Origin of the sequence: Streptomyces sp. SID9727 (genome assembly GCF_010550605.1) — a bacterium.
Classification (GTDB): Bacteria; Actinomycetota; Actinomycetes; order Streptomycetales; family Streptomycetaceae; genus Streptomyces.
Map to the genome: position 1 here is coordinate 1 of NZ_JAAGNI010000140.1, position 17,689 is coordinate 17,689.

The following is a 17,689-nucleotide window of genomic DNA, read 5'->3' on the forward strand; positions in this document are numbered from 1 at the left end:
CCCACCCCGTCCCCCACCGGCGCCACGGAAAGCCCCACACCCACCCCGTCCCCCACCGGCGCCACGGAAAGCCCCACACCGACCCCGACCCCGACCTGCTCCGCGGAAAGCCCCACGCCGACACCGACGGACACCGCCCCCGGCCCGCACCCGACGCACAGCCACCCCACGGCGCACCCGGGGCACGGCGGCCATCACCACCACCGGCCACCGCACGGCGGCTGGCTCGCCGACACCGGCACGTCCTCCACCCTCTACGCGCTGGCCGGCGCCTTCGCCCTGGCCACGGCGGGGATCTTCCTGACGGGCCGCAGGCGCAGGCCGAAGCACTGACGCGGCCTCACCGCCCCGGGAAGCGCTCCCCGCACGCGCTGCAGAACACCGGCGCCGACTCCGGGGACATCCGCCCGCACTCCGGGCACACCCGGTCCAGCGCGCAGGGCGCCTCGCCGCCCTCCCCCGCGTACACCGTCGGCTTCAGCGCCAGGCCGGGGCGGCGGCGGTGGACCGTCAGATAGGCGAGGCCGTCCGGGCCCGCCGCCAGGGAGCGGCGCGAGGTGCGGGGCAGCCAGGTCGCCGTCGTCGGGGTCAGGACCAGCGGCTCCGCGCCGTCGCCCGGGGTGAGCCGGCCGCTGCCCGCCAGGACCACCAGGAGGACGTCGAGCACGTCCTCCTGGTGCTCCCCGACCTCCGCGCCCGGGGGCAGCCGCACGAGGTTCGCGTCCAGCTCCCTCCCCCGGCGGTCGAGCTGCCACAGGGCGCCCCGGTCGTCGGGGGATGCGGCGGCGAGCAGGTCGTCCAGTACGGCGAGTACCTCGGGAGTCGCGTTCACGCGGACCAGGCTACGACCGCGTATGCCTAAGGTGTACGCCGCCGAACCAGGGAGACGCAGCGCCATGTCCGACGACAGGTACCCGCCGATCGAACCCCGTGACCACGGCATGCTCGACGTCGGCGACGGCAACCACGTGTACTGGGAGGTCTGCGGCAACCCGGCCGGCAAGCCCGCCCTCGTCGTCCACGGCGGCCCCGGCTCCGGCTGCACCGAGGGGCCCCGGCGCTTCTTCGACCCGGAGCGCTACCGCGTCGTCCTCTTCGACCAGCGCAACTGCGGCCGCTCCACGCCGCACGCGAGCGACCCGGCCGTCGACCTGCGGCACAACACCACGGACCACCTGATCGCCGACATGGAACGCCTCCGCGCACACCTCGGGATCGACCGCTGGCTGCTGTACGGGGGCTCCTGGGGGTCCACGCTGATCCTGGCGTACGCCGAGCGGCACCCGGAGCGGGTCACCGAGATCGTGATCCCGGCGGTGACCACGACCCGCCGCTCCGAGATCGACTGGCTGTACCGGGGCGCCGGACTCTTCCACCCGGAGGCGTGGGACCGCTTCCGGGCCCACGTCCCGGAAGCCGCGAGCGACGCGACCCCGGACGTGCTCGCCGCGTACGCCCGGCGCACCGTGGACCCCGACCCGGCGGTACGGGCGGCGGCGACGGCGGAATGGTGCGCCTGGGAGGACGCGGTGCTCTCGGGCGAGGCGCACGCGGGTCCTCCCCCCTACAGCGGGCGGCCGGGCCGGGCGCGGGAGGCGCTGGTGCGGATCTGCTCGCACTACTTCTCGCACGGCGCCTGGCTGGAGGAGGGGCAGCTGATCCGGGACGCGGGGCGGCTGGCCGGAATTCCCGGGGTGCTGATCCACGGGCGCCAGGACATGGGCGGGCCGATCGGCACGGCGTGGGAGCTGGCCAAGGCGTGGCCGGACGCGGAGCTGACGGTGATCGAGGACGCGGGGCACCTGGGCGGGGCGGCGACGAGGCGGGCGATCCTCGCGGCACTGGACCGGTTCGCGGGGGCGTAGGGGCCTGTCCATGAACTCCGCGCTTGCTTCGAGCGCGCTCGAAGGAGTTGGCTTGGGGTCCATGAAGTACACGCAGCTCGGACGCACCGGACTCAAGGTAAGCCGCCTCGTCCTGGGGACGATGAACTTCGGCCCCCAGACCAACGAGAGCGACAGTCACGACCTCATGGACGCCGCGCTGGACGCGGGCGTCAACTTCTTCGACACCGCGAACGTCTACGGCTGGGGCGAGAACAAGGGCCGCACCGAGGAGATCCTCGGCACCTGGTTCGCCAAGGGCGGCGACCGCCGCGACAAGGTCGTGCTCGCCACCAAGGTCTACGGCAACATGGGCCCCGACGGCGAGGCGTGGCCGAACCACGACAAGCTGTCGGCCGTCAACATCCGCCGGGCCGTCGACGCCAGCCTGAAGCGGCTCCAGACGGACCACATCGACCTGTACCAGTTCCACCACGTCGACCGGGACACCCCGATCGAGGAGATCTGGCAGGCCATCGACGTACTGGTCCAGCAGGGCAAGATCCTGTACGCCGGTTCCTCGAACTTCTCCGGCTACAAGATCGCCCAGGCCAACGAGCGCGCCCGGCAGCGCGGCAGCTACGGCCTGGTCAGCGAGCAGTGCATCTACAACCTGATGGAGCGCGGCGCCGAGATGGAGGTCATCCCGGCCTCCCAGGAGTACGGCCTCGGCGTCATCCCGTGGTCGCCGCTGCACGGCGGCCTGCTCGGCGGCGCCCTCCGCAAGGAGCGCGAGGGCGGCGGCGCCCGCTCCACCTCCGGCCGCTCCGGCGACGCGCTGGCCGACCCGAAGGTGCGGGCGCAGGTGCAGGCGTACGAGGACCTGCTGGACAAGCACGGTCTGGAGCCCGGTGAGGTGGGCCTCGCCTGGCTGCTGACGCGGCCCGGGATCACCGGCCCGATCTCCGGCCCGCGCACGCGGGAGCAGCTGGACTCGGCGCTGCGCGCGGTGGAGCTGGAGCTGTCGGCTGAGGTGCTGGAGGCGCTGGACGAGATCTTCCCGGGCCCGGGCCCGTCGCCGGAGAACTTCGCCTGGTAGAAGTGCCTGTCAGCCGAGGGCGGCCGCCACGGCGACGACGGCGAACATCAGTACGAGCACGGCCGCCATGATGCGGTTTCTGGTCTTCGGGTCCACCCGACGAGCGTAACCGGACGGCCATCGGCGCACGCGACGCGGCCCCGCCCCGGAGAACCGGGAGCGGGGCCGCGCGATCGCGTACGGACGGGAACCGCTACGCCGCCGTGGCCAGCTGCTCGCGCTGCACGAAGCGGACGTGCGGGCGTCCCGGGCGCAGGTCCACCTTGAGGCGCAGACCGCCGAGGCGGGCCAGGATGACACCGATGCCGACCGCCGCGGCGAGGGACAGCGCGCCGCCGACCACCATGCCGGTGCGCGGGCCGTACGCGTCACTGATCCAGCCGACGATCGGGGCGCCCACCGGCGTGCCCCCGGCGAAGACCATCATGTACAGGCTCATCACGCGGCCGCGCATGGCCGGATCGGACGCCATCTGCACGCTCGTGTTGGCGCTGATGTTGGTCGTCAGGCCGATCATGCCGATCGGCACCAGCAGGACCGCGAAGATCCAGACGTTCGGCGCGAGCGCCGCGATGATCTCCAGCAGGCCGAACGCCGTACCGGCGGCGACCAGCATCCGCAGCCGCGAGGAGCGGCGGCGGGCGGCGAGCAGGGCACCGGCCAGCGAGCCGGCGGCCATGAGGATGTTGAAGAACGAGTACATCCCGGCGCCGCCGTGGAAGATCTCGTCCGCGAAGGCCGTCAGCCAGATCGGGAAGTTGAAACCGAAGGTGCCGACGAAGCCGACCAGGACGATCGGCCAGATCAGCTCGGGACGCCCGGAGACGTACCGCAGTCCCTCGCGGAGCTGCCCCTTGGCGCGCGGCACGACGAAGGACTTGTGGAGCTCACTCGTCCGCATCATCATCAGGCCGACGAGCGGGGCGAGGAACGACAGGCCGTTGAACATGAAGGCCCAGCCGCTGCCGACCGTGGTGATCAGCACACCCGCGACGGCGGGGCCGATGAGCCGGGCCGACTGGAAGTTCGCCGAGTTCAGGCTGACCGCGTTGCGCAGCTGCGCGGGGCCGACCATCTCGGACACGAACGCCTGCCGGGCCGGGTTGTCGACCACGGTGACCATGCCGAGCAGGAACGCGATCAGATAGACGTGCCACACCTGGACCACGCCGGAGAGCGTGAGCACGGCGAGCACGACACCGCAGGCGCCCAGGGCGGCCTGGCTGACGAGCAGGAGCTTGCGCTTCGGCAGCCGGTCGGCGATGACGCCGCCGTACAGGCCGAACAGCAGCATGGGGAGGAACTGGAGTGCCGTGGTGATACCGACGGCGGCGGCGGACCCGGTGAGGCTCAGGACGAGCCAGTCCTGCGTGATGCGGGACATCCAGGTACCGGTGTTGGAGATCACGGCGCCCGTGGCGAACAGGCGGTAGTTGCGGATCTTCAGCGACGAGAAGGTCCCGCCGGTCTTGCTCTCGTGGGTGGAAGTCGGTGCGGGGGCGGAGTCTGCTCCGGATCCCGTACTCAAAAGGGTTCGCCTCCTCGGCGTGGACATCTTGCTGGCTGACGGGGACGTCCCTCTTACAGGTGGGCGAGCTTCTCCAGCACGGGCGCCGCGTTGCGCAGCGTCTCCCACTCGTCCTCGTCCAGGCCCTCGGCGAGAGTGGTCAGCCAGGCGTTCCGCTTCTTGCGGCTCTCGGCGAGCATCGCCTCGGCCTGCTCGGTCTGGCTGACCATCTTCTGACGACGGTCATCGGGGTGCGGTTCCAGCCTGACCAGACCCTTCGATTCCAGCAACGCGACGATGCGGGTCATCGACGGTGGCTGTACGTGCTCCTTGCGGGCCAGCTCACCCGGGGTGGCGGAACCACAACGGGCGAGCGTCCCGAGCACCGACATCTCGGTCGGGCTCAGCGACTCGTCGACGCGCTGGTGCTTCAGGCGCCGGCCGAGCAGCATGACGGCGGAACGGAGGGAGCTCACGGCGGCGGCACTGTCGCTGTCGTGGATCAGGTCAGGCATGTTTGTTAGCGTAACTCATTACCTACTCTAAAGACCACTTGTGGTACACGCGCGAGAGCGAGATCACTCCGCCCGTCCGGATCGGTACGGGGCGTGAGGGGGCAGGTTGACCAATCGATCACCCGAACGAGTGAGTCGATGGTGGAAATTCTCGCGCGGCGGGGCGGTGGGGCGTAACCCTGCTTGGCATGGGATCGACAGTGCTCAGCCTGCGCATAGACGGTGAGCTGCTCGACCGGCTCAAGCAGCACGCCGCAAAACGCGGAATGAGCGTCCAGGACTATGTGGTCCGGACGCTCATTCGCGACGACTTCGACGAGCGCTTCCAGGCGGCCGTCGACGAGACGGAGAAGTTCTACGGGCCGGAGAAGCTCTGCCCCGCGGACGGCGTGCCGGCCGAGGAGGTCAACTGACCGCCGGGGCCGGCCCGCGCCCCGCCCTTACGTGAGGCCGAGCGCCGGCATCATGTAGTAGAAGACGAAGACCGCCGACACCGCGTACATCGCCACCGGCACCTCCCGGCCGCGGCCGGTGGCCAGCCGCAGCACGCTGAACGCGATGAAGCCGATGCCGATGCCGTTGGTGATCGAGTACGTGAACGGCATCATGACCATCGCGAGGAACGCCGGGATCGCGAGCGTGAAGTCGCTCCAGTCGATGTCCCGCACCGAGCCCGCGATGATCAGGAAGCCCACCGCCAGCAGGGCGGGGGTGGCCGCCTGCGAGGGGACCATCGTCGCCAGCGGCGTGAGGAACAGCGCCACCGTGAACAGCAGCCCGGAGACGATGCTGGCCAGACCCGTGCGCGCGCCCTCGCCGACGCCCGCCGTGGACTCCACGAAGCAGGTCGAGGCGGAGGAGGAGGTGGCGCCACCGGCGGCGACCGCGACGCCGTCCACGAAGAGCACCCGGTTGATGCCCGGGAAGTTGCCCTTGGCGTCCGTCAGCTTCGCCTCGTCGCCGACGCCGAGGATGGTGCCCATCGCGTCGAAGAAGCAGGACAGCAGCACGGTGAAGACGAACAGGATGCCGGTCAGGACGCCGACCTTGTGGAAGCCGCCGAACAGGCTGAAGTGACCCAGCAGACCGAAGTCCGGGGTGGCCACGGGATTGCCCGGCCACGTGGGCACGGTCAGCCCCCACGCCTCGCCCGGCAGGTCCGCGGCCGCGTCGATGATGAGCGCGACGACGGTCATCGCCACGATGGAGATCAGGATCGCGCCCGGCACCTTGCGGACGATCAGGATCAGGGTGAGCAGCGCGCCCAGGACGAAGACCAGGACCGGCCAGCCGTTGAGGTGGCCGTCGGAGCCGAGCTGGAGCGGCACGGTGGTGTGCGCGGCGTCCGGCATGCGGGAGACGAAGCCCGAGTCGACCAGGCCGATGAGCAGGATGAACAGGCCGATACCGATGGCGATGCCCTTGCGCAGCGAGCCCGGTACGGCGTTCATCACGCGTTCCCGCAGCCCGGTCGCGACCAGCAGCATGACCACGATGCCGGCGAGGACCACCATGCCCATGGCGTCGGGCCAGCTCATCCGGGGGGCGAGCTGGAGGGCCACGACGGTGTTGACGCCGAGGCCCGCGGCCAGCGCGATGGGCACGTTGCCGATGACGCCCATGAGGAGCGTGGAGAACGCGGCGGTGAGCACGGTCGCGGTGACCAGCTGGCCGCCGTCGAGCTGGTGGCCGTACATGTCCTTCGCGCTGCCCAGGATGATCGGGTTCAGCACGATGATGTAGGCCATCGCGAAGAAGGTCGCGAATCCGCCACGGATCTCGCGGGCTACCGACGACCCCCGCTCGGAGATCTTGAAGAAGCCGTCGAGGCCGCCGGGGGAGGGCGGAGGCGGCGTGGCGTCGACCTTAGCGGTGGCCGAGGGGGACATGTATGACCTCAGTACGTACGTAGAGGGGATCAAAAGTGGTCAGCTTCGGACTTTCACACGAATAATTCGAGCCAGCCATAAGCAGATTCAGTATGAATACATAAGGCGAAGATCGCTATCTCCGCGCGTAGACCCTTGGGCCGACTGGCCCGTCATTGCTTGTATACGCGCCGCATACACTGGCCGCATGGCGAAGTGGACACCCAAGCACGAGGCACCGGAGCCCCTGGAGGGCCCGGTCGTCGCGACCATCACCGGCGGCACGATCCTCTGGTTCGTCCTCTTCCTCGTCCAGCTCCCCTTCTACGGCTGGTTCGACGACCACGGCCACCTGTGGTGGGTGTGGACCTGCCTGGCCGGCGCGGGCCTCGGCCTGATCGGCATCTGGTACGTACGGGGCCGTGACGCGGCCCTCAAGCGCGCGGCCGCCGCCGCGGCGGCCCAGGGCGACTGAGCCCCCGTACAACCACGGGACGATTCGCGTCCTCCCCCGGTACGGTCTTCGTCCGCTCCGGCGGGTGCCCCGCACCGTCCGCCCGTACCGTCGGAACCATGACGCAGAGGGCATCCGAACTTCCCGGGGAGCAGCGCGCCGGCGCTCCCGGACGCGGGCTGACGGCGGCCGAGGTCGCCGAGCGCATAGCGCGGGGCGAGGTCAACGACGTACCGGTGCGGTCCTCGCGGTCGCTGGCCGAGATCGTCCGGGCCAACGTCTTCACCCGGTTCAACCTGATCATCGGCGTGCTCTGGGTCATCATGCTGGCCGTCGCGCCGATCCAGGACAGCCTGTTCGGCTTCGTGATCATCGCCAACACCGGTATCGGCATCGTCCAGGAGTGGCGGGCCAAGAAGACGCTGGACAGCCTCGCGGTCATCGGTGAGTCGAAACCCGTCGTCCGGCGCGACGGGAAGTCCGCCGGGATCCACACATCGGAGATCGTCCTCGGCGACCTGGTCGAGCTGGGCCCCGGGGACAAGGTCGTCGTGGACGGCACGGTCGCCGAGGCGGACGGCCTGGAGGTGGACGAGTCCCTGCTCACCGGCGAGGCGGACCCGGTCCTCAAGAAGACCGGCGACACGGTGATGTCCGGCAGCTTCGTCGTCGCCGGCGGCGGCGCGTTCACCGCGACGAAGGTCGGGCGCGAGGCGTACGCCGCCCAGCTCGCCGAGGAGGCGTCCCGCTTCACGCTCGTCCGGTCGGAGCTGCGCAGCGGCATCTCGACCATCCTGAAGTACATCACCTGGATGATGGTGCCGACCGCGACCGCCCTGGTGATCAGCCAGCTGGTGGTCAAGGAGCACAACGTCAAGGACTCCGTCGCCCGCACCGTCGGCGGGATCGTCCCGATGATCCCGGAGGGCCTGGTCCTGCTGACCTCGGTGGCCTTCGCGATCGGCGTCGTACGCCTGGGCCGCAAGCAGTGCCTGGTGCAGGAGCTGCCCGCCATCGAGGGCCTGGCCCGGGTCGACGTCGTCTGCCTGGACAAGACCGGCACGCTCACCGAGGGCGGCATGGACGTCACGGAGCTGCGTGCGCTGGGCGGCTCCGAGGAACCGTATCTGCGCCGCGTCCTGGGGTCCTTCGGCGCGTCCGAGCCCCGGCCGAACGCCAGCCTCCAGGCCATCATCGACGCCTACCCGGCCCCGGCGGACGGCGGCTGGACGACCACCGGAACGCTGCCCTTCTCCTCCGCCCGCAAGTACAGCGGCGCCGCGTTCACCGAGGACGGCGGCGCCTCCTCCGCCTGGCTGCTCGGTGCGCCCGACGTGCTGCTGCCCGAGGACGACCCGGCGCTCGCGGAGATCGGGCACCTCAACGAACAGGGCCTCCGGGTGCTGCTGCTCGCCCGGGCGCGGGGCGAGCTGGACGCGCCGGACGCGGCCGAGGGGGCGGAGCCGGCCGCCCTCGTCGTGCTGGAACAGCGGCTGCGGCCCGACGCGGGGCGGACCCTCGCGTACTTCGGCGAGCAGCGGGTCGCCACGAAGGTGATCTCCGGCGACAACGCGGTCTCGGTCGGCGCGGTGGCCGCGAAGCTCGGGATGGAGGGCGCGGATCACCCGCTGGACGCACGCCGGATGCCGGAGGACAAGGACGAGATGGCCACCGCGATGGAACAGAACGCGGTGTTCGGCCGGGTCACCCCGCAGCAGAAGCGGGAGATGGTCGCCGCCCTCCAGTCGCGCGGCCACACGGTCGCGATGACCGGCGACGGCGTCAACGACGTCCTCGCCCTGAAGGACGCCGACATCGGCGTCTCCATGGGCTCGGGCTCCGAGGCGACGCGCGCGGTCGCCCAGATCGTGCTGCTGAACAACAGCTTCGCGACCCTGCCGTCCGTGGTCGCCGAGGGCCGTCGCGTGATCGGCAACATCACCCGGGTCGCCACCCTGTTCCTGACGAAGACCGTGTACTCGGTGCTGCTCGCCGTCCTGGTGGTCTGCTTCCAGGTCGAGTACCCGTTCCTGCCGCGCCATCTGACCCTGCTGTCCACGCTGACGATCGGCGTCCCGGCGTTCTTCCTGGCCCTCGCCCCGAACAAGGAGCGCGCGCAGCCGCACTTCGTGCGCCGCGTCATGCGGTACGCGATCCCTTCTGGCGTCATCGCCGCCGCCGCGACCTTCGTGACGTACCTGCTCGCCGGGCACCACTACTCCGGTGCGGGCGCGCTGGACGCGGAGACGAGCGCGGCCACGCTCACGCTGTTCCTGGTCTCGATGTGGGTCCTGGCGATCATCGCCCGCCCCTACACCTGGTGGCGGATCTGCCTGGTGGCCGCGATGGGCCTGGCGTTCCTGGTGGTGCTCGCGGTGCCGTGGCTCCAGGACTTCTTCGCGCTGAAGCTGGTGGGCAGCCAGATGCCGTGGACGGCGGTGGGCATCGCGGTCGTGGCGTCGGTGGCGCTGGAGTACGCGTGGCGGCTGGTGGGCCGCCGCTTCGGAGGGTGAAACGGCGGCCCTGGCCGGACTACTTCACGTCGACATAGTCACCCGTGGCGGTGGCGGCCGGGGTGGTGGACGTACCGGCGAAGCTGTAACGCCAGTAGCCGTCGACCGACGCCTTGACGGTGGTCTTCGCGTCGCCCTTGTTGTTCGTCTTGACGGTCTTCACCGTGGTGTAGGTGCTGCTGCCCTTCTTGCGGAACTGCAGCTTCACGGACTGGTTCGTGTAGCCGTGGTACTTGAAGTCGTCCCAGTTGGCACGCGAGAGCCAGCCGGTGACCGTGATGGTCCTGCCCTTCCTGACGGGCTCGGGGGAGGCGTTGACGGTCTGCCGCGACGCCCTCTGGAACTTGAAGGAGCGGGCCTTCTCCGTCCAGACGTAGTCGCCGTCCCTGGCGTCCACCCACGCGTCCACGTACCAGGTCCCCGCGTAGTCGTTGGAGTACGGGAGGTCGACCTTCGGGTCGACGGTGAACGTCGCCGAGCAGGTGCTGCCGGAGCACGTGGTCCTGCTGGACAGGTAGCCGAAGCCCGGCCCGTGCACGCTGATGTCGGCGCCCTCGATCCCGGAGTCGTCCTTCGCCGTCACGGAGACGGTGAACTTCTTGACCAGGCTGGTGCCGACGACCACGTTCTTGCCGCCGTTGACCGTGACCTTGGTGATGGCGGTGTCGCCGTAACCGCCGTCGGCCTGGGCGGCCGGCACGGCGAGGGCGGTCAGAGCCAGGGTGCCGACGGCGACGGCGACGGTTGTGCGCATGCGCATGTGTGTTTCCCCGCGGGAAAGGGCCCGGTCCGCACGCGGACCGTACGGGCCGATGGTCTGTCGAGTCGGGACGACTCGACAGACCAGACGGGTGAACGATGTGAACGGTTGTGCAGGATATGAAGATTCCGCGGAGGCCGCCCATACCGGTGTAGATACCACGGGTGTGGCGGCCTCCGGTGTACGGCCCGGCGGCAGGAGCCACCGCTCAGTCGAACCAGCGGTCCCGGGCCAGCTCCCGCGTACGGGACGGGTCTTCGAGCAGCGCCGCCACCTCGAAGCGGCGGGGCCATTGTCCGGAGGCCCAGGCCAGGCCGGCCGCGACGCCCTCCAGGGTCGAGGCGTGCACCACCCCGTCCGGGGTGCGCCGCCAGTCCAGTTCCACGCCGCCCGCGCGGAGTTCGGCGTGCTCGACGTACGTGTCCGGGGTGGCGGGTCCCAGCAGGACGCGCACGGACTCGGGCACCTCGTGCTCCTCGCCGTCGCTCGTGACCCCGGCCTCCACGCTCTCGCCGAGCCGCCGCACCTGGAACAGTTCGGCCAGCTCCGCCGCGTGGGCCGGGGCGACCGGCAGCAGCGGCAGCCCGCCGGTGAGCGGCAGCAGGTCAGGTGCGTCCGCGATCACCGCGTCCGCCGCGTCGACCACCCGCACCTCGCCGTCCACGACCGCCCGCAACTCGTCCGGCAGCGTCACCTGTTCCGGGTCGAGCGCGGACAACGCCGTGTACAGCGCGTGCAGGTGGACGGCGGTGACCGGGCGGTCCTCGTCGGCGAGCCGGCCCAGGAGCTCGGCGGCCCCGCCCGGCTCGTCCAGGAGGGCGTCGACCGAGGTCCGTACGCCCAGGGCGCGCAGCACCTCGGCGTCCTCGAAGCCGGTCGCGTCGGCGGAGTCGTACAGCCCCGCGAGCCGGGGGTCGCCGCCGCGGGCGCGCAGGCCCGCCGGGCGGCGGCCGTCGAGCACCGGGTGGCCGCGCAGCCACCAGGCGGTGTACGGGCGGACGGACTCCGTGGTGCCGTCCGGGAGCAGCACCCGGACCGGCTGGGTGAGCGCGTCCCGCAGCGGCGGCCGCGCGAGCATCGCGAGGGCCTGCGGCCAGGCGTCGTCGTCCACCAGGTCCAGGTCGCGTACGGCGACGAGCTCGGTGGCGACCGGCGGCACCGGGCTGTCCGGCAGCTGATCGAGGATGTCCTCGCACCACACGTCCACCGCGTCGAGCAGGCCGGCGTCGTCCGGCTCCGCGAAGTCGCCGTCGCGCGGCTCCAGTTCGTCCGGGTCGAGGACGACATCGGTGGCCCGTACGAGCGCGAAGGTGGCGAGCACCCCGCAGGCGGTCAGCGGCTGTTCGCCCCAGCGCTCGGCCAGCTCCGCGTCGCACAGGGCGAGTTCGCCCTCGCGCATGACCCCGGCGAACGGGCTGTCCGGCAGCACGAGTTCCCCGGCGGGGGCGAGTTCGCCGTCCTCGTCGGGCAGCGCGAGAGCGCCGAGCCAGGGCTCCTCGCCGGGCTCCAGGGCGGCGTCGCGGACCAGCGTGAGCACGGTCTCCACCAGCTCGTCGCCGTCGAGCGCGTCCTCGTCCCAGATCTCGCCCGCGTCCAGCGACCCGGCGACGGCCGCCCGCACCTGCGGAGTCGTCAGCACGGCGCGCGGCGTGGCGGGAAGGGCCCCCAGCTTCTCCAGGAGCGGGTGCGCGGCGTCCGGGTGCGCGACCTTGAGCCCGAGCCGGCCGAGGCGGTCGAGGACGGGCCCGGACAGGGCGTCGGGGAGCGGGAGGAGGACCTGGCGGGGGCCGATGGTCGTACGGGGCGGGGCATCCGGGGTGGCGCCCGCCAGGGGCACCGGGAGCCCCGAGAGCCGGTCCGGGTCCACCCCGGCCAGGCTGTCGTAGAGCCGGCGCCACCAGGCGGGTTCGCGTTCCAGGCCGGCCAGCCGGTCGATCGCCTCGGTCAGCGGGACGCGGGCGACGCCGAGCGTACGCAGCTCGACACGCCGTTCCAGACCGGCCGGCAGCAGGCACGGCAGCACCTCGGCCAGCACGGCGACCGTCAGCGCGCCGGCGCCCTCCACCACCTCGGCCTCGACGGGGCGCAGCCCGACGGTGTCCTTGCGGACGCCCTCGTCCCCGTCCCAGCCGTCCCAGCCCGCCGGCTCGGCGGCCGGGTCGCGCGGGGCGGCGGGCTCCAGGAACGCCACGCGGGGCAGCCGTTCCAGGATCGCGCCGCGCAGCGCGCCGTCCAGCCCGCCCTGCCCGAGGGGGCCCGGGACCAGGGAGATCGTCGCGACGGACACCGGCTCCCAGTCGCCGAGCAGCTCCGCGTACGCGTCGGCGGCGCGCCGCACCAGGAAGTCGGTGAGCGGTCCGGGGGCGGGGTGCCTGCGGGTGGTGTCCAGCGGGAGCGAGGCGATGAGCAGCGCGGGCAGGCCGAGCGGTTCGTCGGTGGGCGTCGGCGCGTGGACGACGGGTGCGGTACGGGGGTGGACCGGGGCGCCGTCCGCGTCCACCGGGACGGCCCAGGTCACCGACCAGTGCGGGCGGAGGCGTTCCTCCAGCGGACGGTCGGCGAGCAGGGCGGGCTCGATCGGGCCCTGGTGGACGGCGGTGCGCCAGCGGTGCGTGCCGTGCGCGGAGTCCTCGATGTGCGTGTACGGGCCGTGCTGGGAGCGGCGGAGCGTGCGTACGCCCTCCGGGGTCTCCACGACGACCTCCTCCAGGCCGGTGAGCGTGAGGAGCAGGGCGTCGTCCACGGCGGCCAGCAGCCGTTCGACCAGGTCCTCGGCGACGCCGTCCCGCAGGGGGAGCACGACGACGGTGTCGTAGCCGTCGGGCGCGGTGCCCTCGGCGGGCAGCGGGAGGCGCAGCAGCGGTACGTGGCCGTCGCGGCGGCGCAGCTCGTCGCCCAGGCCGGGGCTGCCGACGGCGGCCTCCCGGGCGAGTTCGCGGGCCTCCGCCAGGGACCAGCGGACGCCGCCGTGCCGGCCCGTGACCGCCGGCTCGTCGCTCACCGCGAGCACGGCGGCGAACCCGACGCCGAACCGGCCCACGGCGCCCTCGTGCCCCTCGCGCTTCGCGGACGCGCGCAGCGTGGACAGAGACTCGACGCCGGTGGCGTCCAGGGGCGCGCCGGTGTTCGCGGCGGCGAGTACGGCGGGGGTGCCGTTCCCTGCCGGGTGCAGGGTGAGCCTGAGGCGGCCGGGGACTCCGGCGCGGGCGGCGGCGTCGGCGGCGTTCTGGGCCAGCTCGACCACGAGGCGGTCGCGGTAGCCGCCGAGCGCGAGGTCCTCCTCGGCGTTGGCGTCCTCCCGGAACCGGGCCGGTCCCGCGCCCCAGGCGGCGAGCACGCCACGCCGCAGCCGCGCGGTGCCGAACGGGTCGCCCTCCGTCGCGTTGATGCCCATGGGGGTACTCCCTCTGCCGGTGCCGGTAACGCGTACCCCGCGAAGCTACCGGGTACCGCCCGGGCCCTCCGACTCGCCGTCCCCCGGGGGCGCGCGATCCCCATCCCAAGGGTTCCGTCCTCCATCGCCGGACGGGCTGGGACTACGCGGGACACGGGCCCCCCGGTCCTCAAAGCCCACGCGGCGCTTGAGCACGACACCGGCCGCACCAAGCCCGTCCGGCGCTCGAGGACGGAACCCGGCCACCGGAGCAGCCCGAGCCCGCGTGGGCCCGGGCGCCCGCCCGGCTACGCGGGCCCCGGCTCCTCCGAGCCCCCGGAGCCGGGAGCCTCACCGTGCAGCGGGTACTCGTCCACCCGAACCGTGTCCAGCCGGTGCGGCACCGCCGCAGGCGGCTTCGGCATGACCGCCGCCTCCGAGTGCCCCCCGCACCCGTACGACAGCGACACCACATGCCCGTCCGCCGGGCCGAACTCGTTCGCGCACACACCGAACGCCTGCCGCAGCGAGCCCGCCAGCGGCATCAGGAAGGCGCACGAGGCGCACGACGCCGGCGCGGCCTGCGCCATCGGCGTCTTCGGGCCGAACTCCTCGTCCCAGCGGTCCGCCGCCGCGTGCAGCCCGTAACGGGACAGCACCCGCGCCCGCCGCAGGCCCAGCTCCTCCGCGACCGCCGCGATCGACCCGCGGCGCGGCGCCGCCGGGCGCGTCGTCAGCTCCGCGTCCTCCACGTCGACGACGTCGGCCAGCTCACCGGTGACCGCCGCGACCGCCGAGTTCGGCGGGACCTCGTCCGCGCCGGTGTACCCCGGCTCCAGCCGGAGGTCGTCCGCCTCGGTCGGCAGCAGGTCGCCCGGCCCCATGTCGCCCGGCCGCAGCCGCTCGCTCCACGGCACCCACTCCGGCGCGAGCAGCGCGTCGCTGCCCGGCAGCAGCACGGTCTCGTCCAGCGTGACGTTCTTCGCGCGGGAGGCGCGGGCGACCGTCACGGCCCAGCGCCAGCCCCGGTAGCCGGGGTCCTTGCACTCGAAGTAGTGCGTGACGACCCGGTCCCCCTCGGAGACCACCGCCACATGCTCACCCACGACCCCCGGCGCGGCCGCCTCCTCCGCCGCCGCGCGGGCGAGGTCTACCGCCTCGGCGCACAGACGGTCGGGAGCGGGGGTACGGGCGGTACGGGCCGTACGGCCTCGCGTCGTCGCAGCACTCACAGGTCTCGCTTCTCTCCTACGCCAGTCTCACGAGCGCGCCAACACATCGACCATCGATTTCGGCCATACGGTCGCGGACGGAGCGGACCTGGGGGCCGCGTCGACGTCCACACCCGTTGAGCCGAGCTCGGGCACGCCTTCCACGATCCATTCTGCGGGATCGCCGAGAGGCGCGCGGCCGAGAACAACCGCCGGTGGCGCGCTACGCACGCTACCCTCTCCGCCGCTCCCCGCCCACCTGCCGTCCGAAACGCCGCCGTATCCGCACCCCGGACCGGCCTCCGCACCCGACCGTTCCCCGCCTCACGCCGCGCCCCGAGCACGGCCGTTCCCCTCTTCGCGCCGCGCCCCGGGGCCCGGCCGGGCACTGACCCGACGGGGCGGTCCCGGCCGCGCGCCGCCGGGAGACCGGTTCGCCCGGCCCGGTCCTGGGGCACTATGACCAAGTGGCTTCTGCCAGGTCGCACGACGGTCCCGGCCCGCTCCGCAGTGCGGGCCGGTCGATCGGTCATGCCCTGCGCCTCCCCTTCACCGGCGCCGCCCGGGGCATCCGCAGGGCGACGCACGCGCACGGCGCCGGCGAGAGCGGCCTCGGCAAGCTGATCGAGCTGCACGCGGTGAACGGCGCGGGCGATGTGATGATCACCGTCGCGCTCGCGTCCACCGTGTTCTTCTCCGTACCGACGGACCAGGCGCGCGGCCGGGTCGCGCTGTACCTCGCGGTGACGATGGCGCCGTTCATCCTGCTGGCCCCGGTCATCGGCCCACTCCTGGACCACCTGCCGCACGGCCGCCGCGCCGCGATGGCGGGTTCCATGCTGGCGCGGGCGGTGCTGGCGCTGACCATGTCGGGCGCCGTCGCCACCGGCGGCCTGGAGCTGTACCCGGCGGCGCTCGGCGTGCTGGTCTGCTCGAAGGCGTACGGGGTGGTGCGCAGCGCCGTCGTGCCCCGGCTGCTGCCGCCGAAGTTCTCGCTGGTGAAGGCCAACTCGCGGGTGACCCTTGCCGGGCTGCTGGCCACCGGGGCCGCCGCGCCCGTCGGGGCGGGGCTCCAGACGATCGGCCCGCAGTGGCCGCTGTACGGCGCGTGCGCGATCTTCGTCGGCGGTGGAATGCTGGCGTTCACGCTGCCGCCCAAGGTGGACTCGGCGAAGGGCGAGCGCCGGGCGCAGCTCGTACCGCCGCACGGCGAGAGCGCGCCGCGACCGCCCTCCACCAAGGCGGAAGCCAAGTCCGGGACCAAATCCGGGAGCAAGTCCGGGGCCAAGGGCCGCGAGCGGCGGCCGGGGCTGCGGTCGGTCGGGCCGTCCGTGCTGCACGGCCTCCAGGCCAACGCGGCGCACCGCGCGCTCTCCGGGTTCCTGATCTTCTTCCTGGCGTTCCTGCTGCGCGAGCACCCCCTCGCCGGGCAGAGCGCCGCGATCTCCCTGGGCATCGTCGGCGTGGCGGCGGGCGTGGGCAACGCGCTGGGCACGGCGGTGGGCTCCTGGCTGCGGGCGCGCGGCCCGGAGATCATCGTCGCCTCGGTGCTGGGCCTGGCCCTGGGCGTGGCGGTCCTGGCCGCGGTCTTCTTCTCGACGGTCATGGTGGCCGCGCTCGCCGCGACGGCGGGCCTGACGCAGGCGCTGTCGAAGCTGTCGCTCGACGCGATGATCCAGCGCGACGTGCCGGAAGAGGTGCGGACCTCCGCGTTCGCCCGCTCCGAGACGCTGCTCCAGATGGCCTGGGTGGTGGGCGGCGCGATCGGTATCGCCCTCCCCCTCAACGGCGTACTGGGCATGTCCGTCGCCGCCGGGCTGCTGGCACTGGGCGCCTCCGCCTCCGTACGGGGGCTGCTGGGCGCCGCGCGGCGCGGCTCGCCGCACCCCCGCGTGGCGTGAGCGGGAGCGACCGATAGCCTTCGGCCCATGACCGTTGCGTTCTTCTCCGGTAAGGGCCGTCGAATCGGCGTCGCTCTTGGTGCCGTGTCCGCGGGACTCCTCGTCCTCTCCGCCTGCGACAAGCCGACGCCGCTCGCCACCGTGACGGTCGGCGACAACTCGGTGAGCTCCGAGGCCGCCTGCTACAACGACGGCGACGCCCTCAAGAACTCCGAGGCCGAGAAGTGCCTCAACAAGAAGGCGGAGAAGACCGTCAAGGTCTCGATGTCGGACACGGTCCACTTCGGGGTCGACCCCGAGGTCGCGGACAACGGCTGGACGCTCTTCATCGAGGGCCAGCGCGGCGAGCCGGAGCCGTTCAAGAAGACCTACCGGTCCATCTCGGGCAGCGCCTTCTTCTCCAGCCAGAGCCAGACGGGCGAGCCGGCCCCGAAGAACACGCAGATCAGCATCGTGGAGACCAAGGGCGCGAAGGTGATCGGCATCTGGCACTTCAAGCTGGAGAAGACCGACTGACGTGCGTGTACTCGTCGTGACCGCGGTCCCGGTGGAACGGGACGCGGTCACACGTGCGTACGGGGCCGGGCCGGCGGTCCACCCCGTGCGCGGCGCGGAGATCCACCGCGCCGGCCCGCTGGACGTGCTCGCGGGCGGCGCGGGCCCGG

15 protein-coding genes and 1 pseudogene are annotated in these 17,689 nt (G+C 72.5%); 9 read left to right on the forward strand and 7 right to left on the reverse strand.

The genetic code is table 11. From position 1 onward, the window contains the following. The coding region (locus tag G3I41_RS09490; protein ID WP_164399775.1) for an LPXTG cell wall anchor domain-containing protein at positions 1–333 on the forward strand (333 nt) is incomplete at its 5' end. A 7-nt stretch (positions 334–340) separates the two neighbouring features. Here G3I41_RS09490 and G3I41_RS09495 read toward each other — a convergent pair. Then, complete coding sequence (locus G3I41_RS09495; RefSeq protein WP_164399776.1) at positions 341–832, reverse strand: hypothetical protein; 492 nt, start codon at positions 830–832, stop codon at positions 341–343. A 64-nt stretch (positions 833–896) separates the two neighbouring features. Here G3I41_RS09495 and pip point away from each other — a divergent pair, with 64 nt between their 5' ends. Together pip and G3I41_RS09505 are read left to right on the forward strand one after the other, a co-directional pair. Next, positions 897–1,865, forward strand: coding sequence for a prolyl aminopeptidase (gene pip, locus G3I41_RS09500; RefSeq protein ID WP_164399777.1), 969 nt, complete (start codon positions 897–899; stop codon positions 1,863–1,865). A 61-nt stretch (positions 1,866–1,926) separates the two neighbouring features. After that, on the forward strand, positions 1,927–2,922 hold the full coding sequence (locus G3I41_RS09505; RefSeq protein ID WP_164399778.1) for an aldo/keto reductase: 996 nt from the start codon (positions 1,927–1,929) through the stop codon (positions 2,920–2,922). A gap of 193 nt (positions 2,923–3,115) precedes the next feature. On the opposite strand, the gene G3I41_RS09510 is transcribed toward G3I41_RS09505, so the two are convergent. Beyond that, on the reverse strand, positions 3,116–4,450 hold the full coding sequence (locus G3I41_RS09510) for an MFS transporter (RefSeq protein ID WP_164399779.1): 1,335 nt from the start codon (positions 4,448–4,450) through the stop codon (positions 3,116–3,118). A 53-nt stretch (positions 4,451–4,503) separates the two neighbouring features. Next, entirely contained in the window at positions 4,504–4,944 is a 441-nt protein-coding gene (locus G3I41_RS09515) for a MarR family transcriptional regulator (RefSeq protein WP_018101514.1), read from the reverse strand. Positions 4,945–5,132: 188 nt separating this feature from the next. Between G3I41_RS09515 and G3I41_RS09520 the strand changes: the two genes are divergently transcribed. After that, positions 5,133–5,357, forward strand: coding sequence for a hypothetical protein (locus G3I41_RS09520; RefSeq protein WP_203600613.1), 225 nt, complete (start codon positions 5,133–5,135; stop codon positions 5,355–5,357). A gap of 27 nt (positions 5,358–5,384) precedes the next feature. On the opposite strand, the gene G3I41_RS09525 is transcribed toward G3I41_RS09520, so the two are convergent. Continuing rightward, entirely contained in the window at positions 5,385–6,833 is a 1,449-nt protein-coding gene (locus G3I41_RS09525; protein WP_164399780.1) for an NCS2 family permease, read from the reverse strand. A gap of 187 nt (positions 6,834–7,020) precedes the next feature. Between G3I41_RS09525 and G3I41_RS09530 the strand changes: the two genes are divergently transcribed. Both G3I41_RS09530 and G3I41_RS09535 read left to right on the forward strand, forming a co-directional pair. Next, a complete protein-coding gene (locus tag G3I41_RS09530) occupies positions 7,021–7,287 on the forward strand; it encodes a DUF2530 domain-containing protein (RefSeq protein WP_164399781.1) in 267 nt (88 codons plus the stop codon). Between the two features lie 98 nt (positions 7,288–7,385). Next, complete coding sequence (locus G3I41_RS09535) at positions 7,386–9,779, forward strand: cation-translocating P-type ATPase (RefSeq protein ID WP_164399782.1); 2,394 nt, start codon at positions 7,386–7,388, stop codon at positions 9,777–9,779. Positions 9,780–9,798: 19 nt separating this feature from the next. Here G3I41_RS09535 and G3I41_RS09540 read toward each other — a convergent pair whose 3' ends face one another. The 3 genes from G3I41_RS09540 to G3I41_RS09550 all read right to left on the reverse strand — a co-directional run bounded on the left by G3I41_RS09540 (position 9,799) and on the right by G3I41_RS09550 (position 15,144). Further along, entirely contained in the window at positions 9,799–10,539 is a 741-nt protein-coding gene (locus G3I41_RS09540; protein WP_164399783.1) for a calcium-binding protein, read from the reverse strand. Positions 10,540–10,747: 208 nt separating this feature from the next. Then, on the reverse strand, positions 10,748–13,933 hold the full coding sequence (locus tag G3I41_RS09545) for a molecular chaperone Hsp90 (protein WP_164399784.1): 3,186 nt from the start codon (positions 13,931–13,933) through the stop codon (positions 10,748–10,750). Between the two features lie 287 nt (positions 13,934–14,220). Then, the gene (locus tag G3I41_RS09550) at positions 14,221–15,144 is read right to left on the reverse strand and encodes a DUF3027 domain-containing protein (RefSeq protein ID WP_343242096.1); all 924 of its coding nucleotides are present in this window, start codon (positions 15,142–15,144) and stop codon (positions 14,221–14,223) included. Positions 15,145–15,590: 446 nt separating this feature from the next. On the opposite strand from G3I41_RS09550, the gene G3I41_RS09555 reads away from it, so the two are divergent. From G3I41_RS09555 to G3I41_RS36730, 3 genes and pseudogenes are all read left to right on the forward strand, one after another. After that, the gene (locus tag G3I41_RS09555; RefSeq protein WP_164399785.1) at positions 15,591–17,024 is read left to right on the forward strand and encodes an MFS transporter; all 1,434 of its coding nucleotides are present in this window, start codon (positions 15,591–15,593) and stop codon (positions 17,022–17,024) included. 27 nt (positions 17,025–17,051) lie between these two features. Further along, positions 17,052–17,540, forward strand: a complete 489-nt coding sequence (locus tag G3I41_RS09560) for a DUF2771 domain-containing protein (protein WP_164399786.1) — start codon at positions 17,052–17,054, stop codon at positions 17,538–17,540. Position 17,541: 1 nt separating this feature from the next. Then, a pseudogene (locus tag G3I41_RS36730) lies at positions 17,542–17,689 on the forward strand (futalosine hydrolase); the annotation flags it as partial.

Excerpts from the sequence above, each read along its gene's own strand:
- G3I41_RS09525 (WP_164399780.1), bottom strand. The coding sequence starts at position 6,833 with ATGTCCCCCTCGGCCACCGCTAAGGTCGACGCCACGCCGCCTCCGCCC.
- G3I41_RS09515 (WP_018101514.1), bottom strand. The coding sequence starts at position 4,944 with ATGCCTGACCTGATCCACGACAGCGACAGTGCCGCCGCCGTGAGCTCC.
- G3I41_RS09505 (WP_164399778.1), top strand. The coding sequence starts at position 1,927 with ATGAAGTACACGCAGCTCGGACGCACCGGACTCAAGGTAAGCCGCCTC.
- G3I41_RS09530 (WP_164399781.1), top strand. The coding sequence starts at position 7,021 with ATGGCGAAGTGGACACCCAAGCACGAGGCACCGGAGCCCCTGGAGGGC.
- G3I41_RS09535 (WP_164399782.1), top strand. The coding sequence starts at position 7,386 with ATGACGCAGAGGGCATCCGAACTTCCCGGGGAGCAGCGCGCCGGCGCT.
- G3I41_RS09540 (WP_164399783.1), bottom strand. The coding sequence starts at position 10,539 with ATGCGCATGCGCACAACCGTCGCCGTCGCCGTCGGCACCCTGGCTCTG.
- G3I41_RS09560 (WP_164399786.1), top strand. The coding sequence starts at position 17,052 with ATGACCGTTGCGTTCTTCTCCGGTAAGGGCCGTCGAATCGGCGTCGCT.
- pip (WP_164399777.1), top strand. The coding sequence starts at position 897 with ATGTCCGACGACAGGTACCCGCCGATCGAACCCCGTGACCACGGCATG.
- G3I41_RS09545 (WP_164399784.1), bottom strand. The coding sequence starts at position 13,933 with ATGGGCATCAACGCGACGGAGGGCGACCCGTTCGGCACCGCGCGGCTG.
- G3I41_RS09520 (WP_203600613.1), top strand. The coding sequence starts at position 5,133 with ATGGGATCGACAGTGCTCAGCCTGCGCATAGACGGTGAGCTGCTCGAC.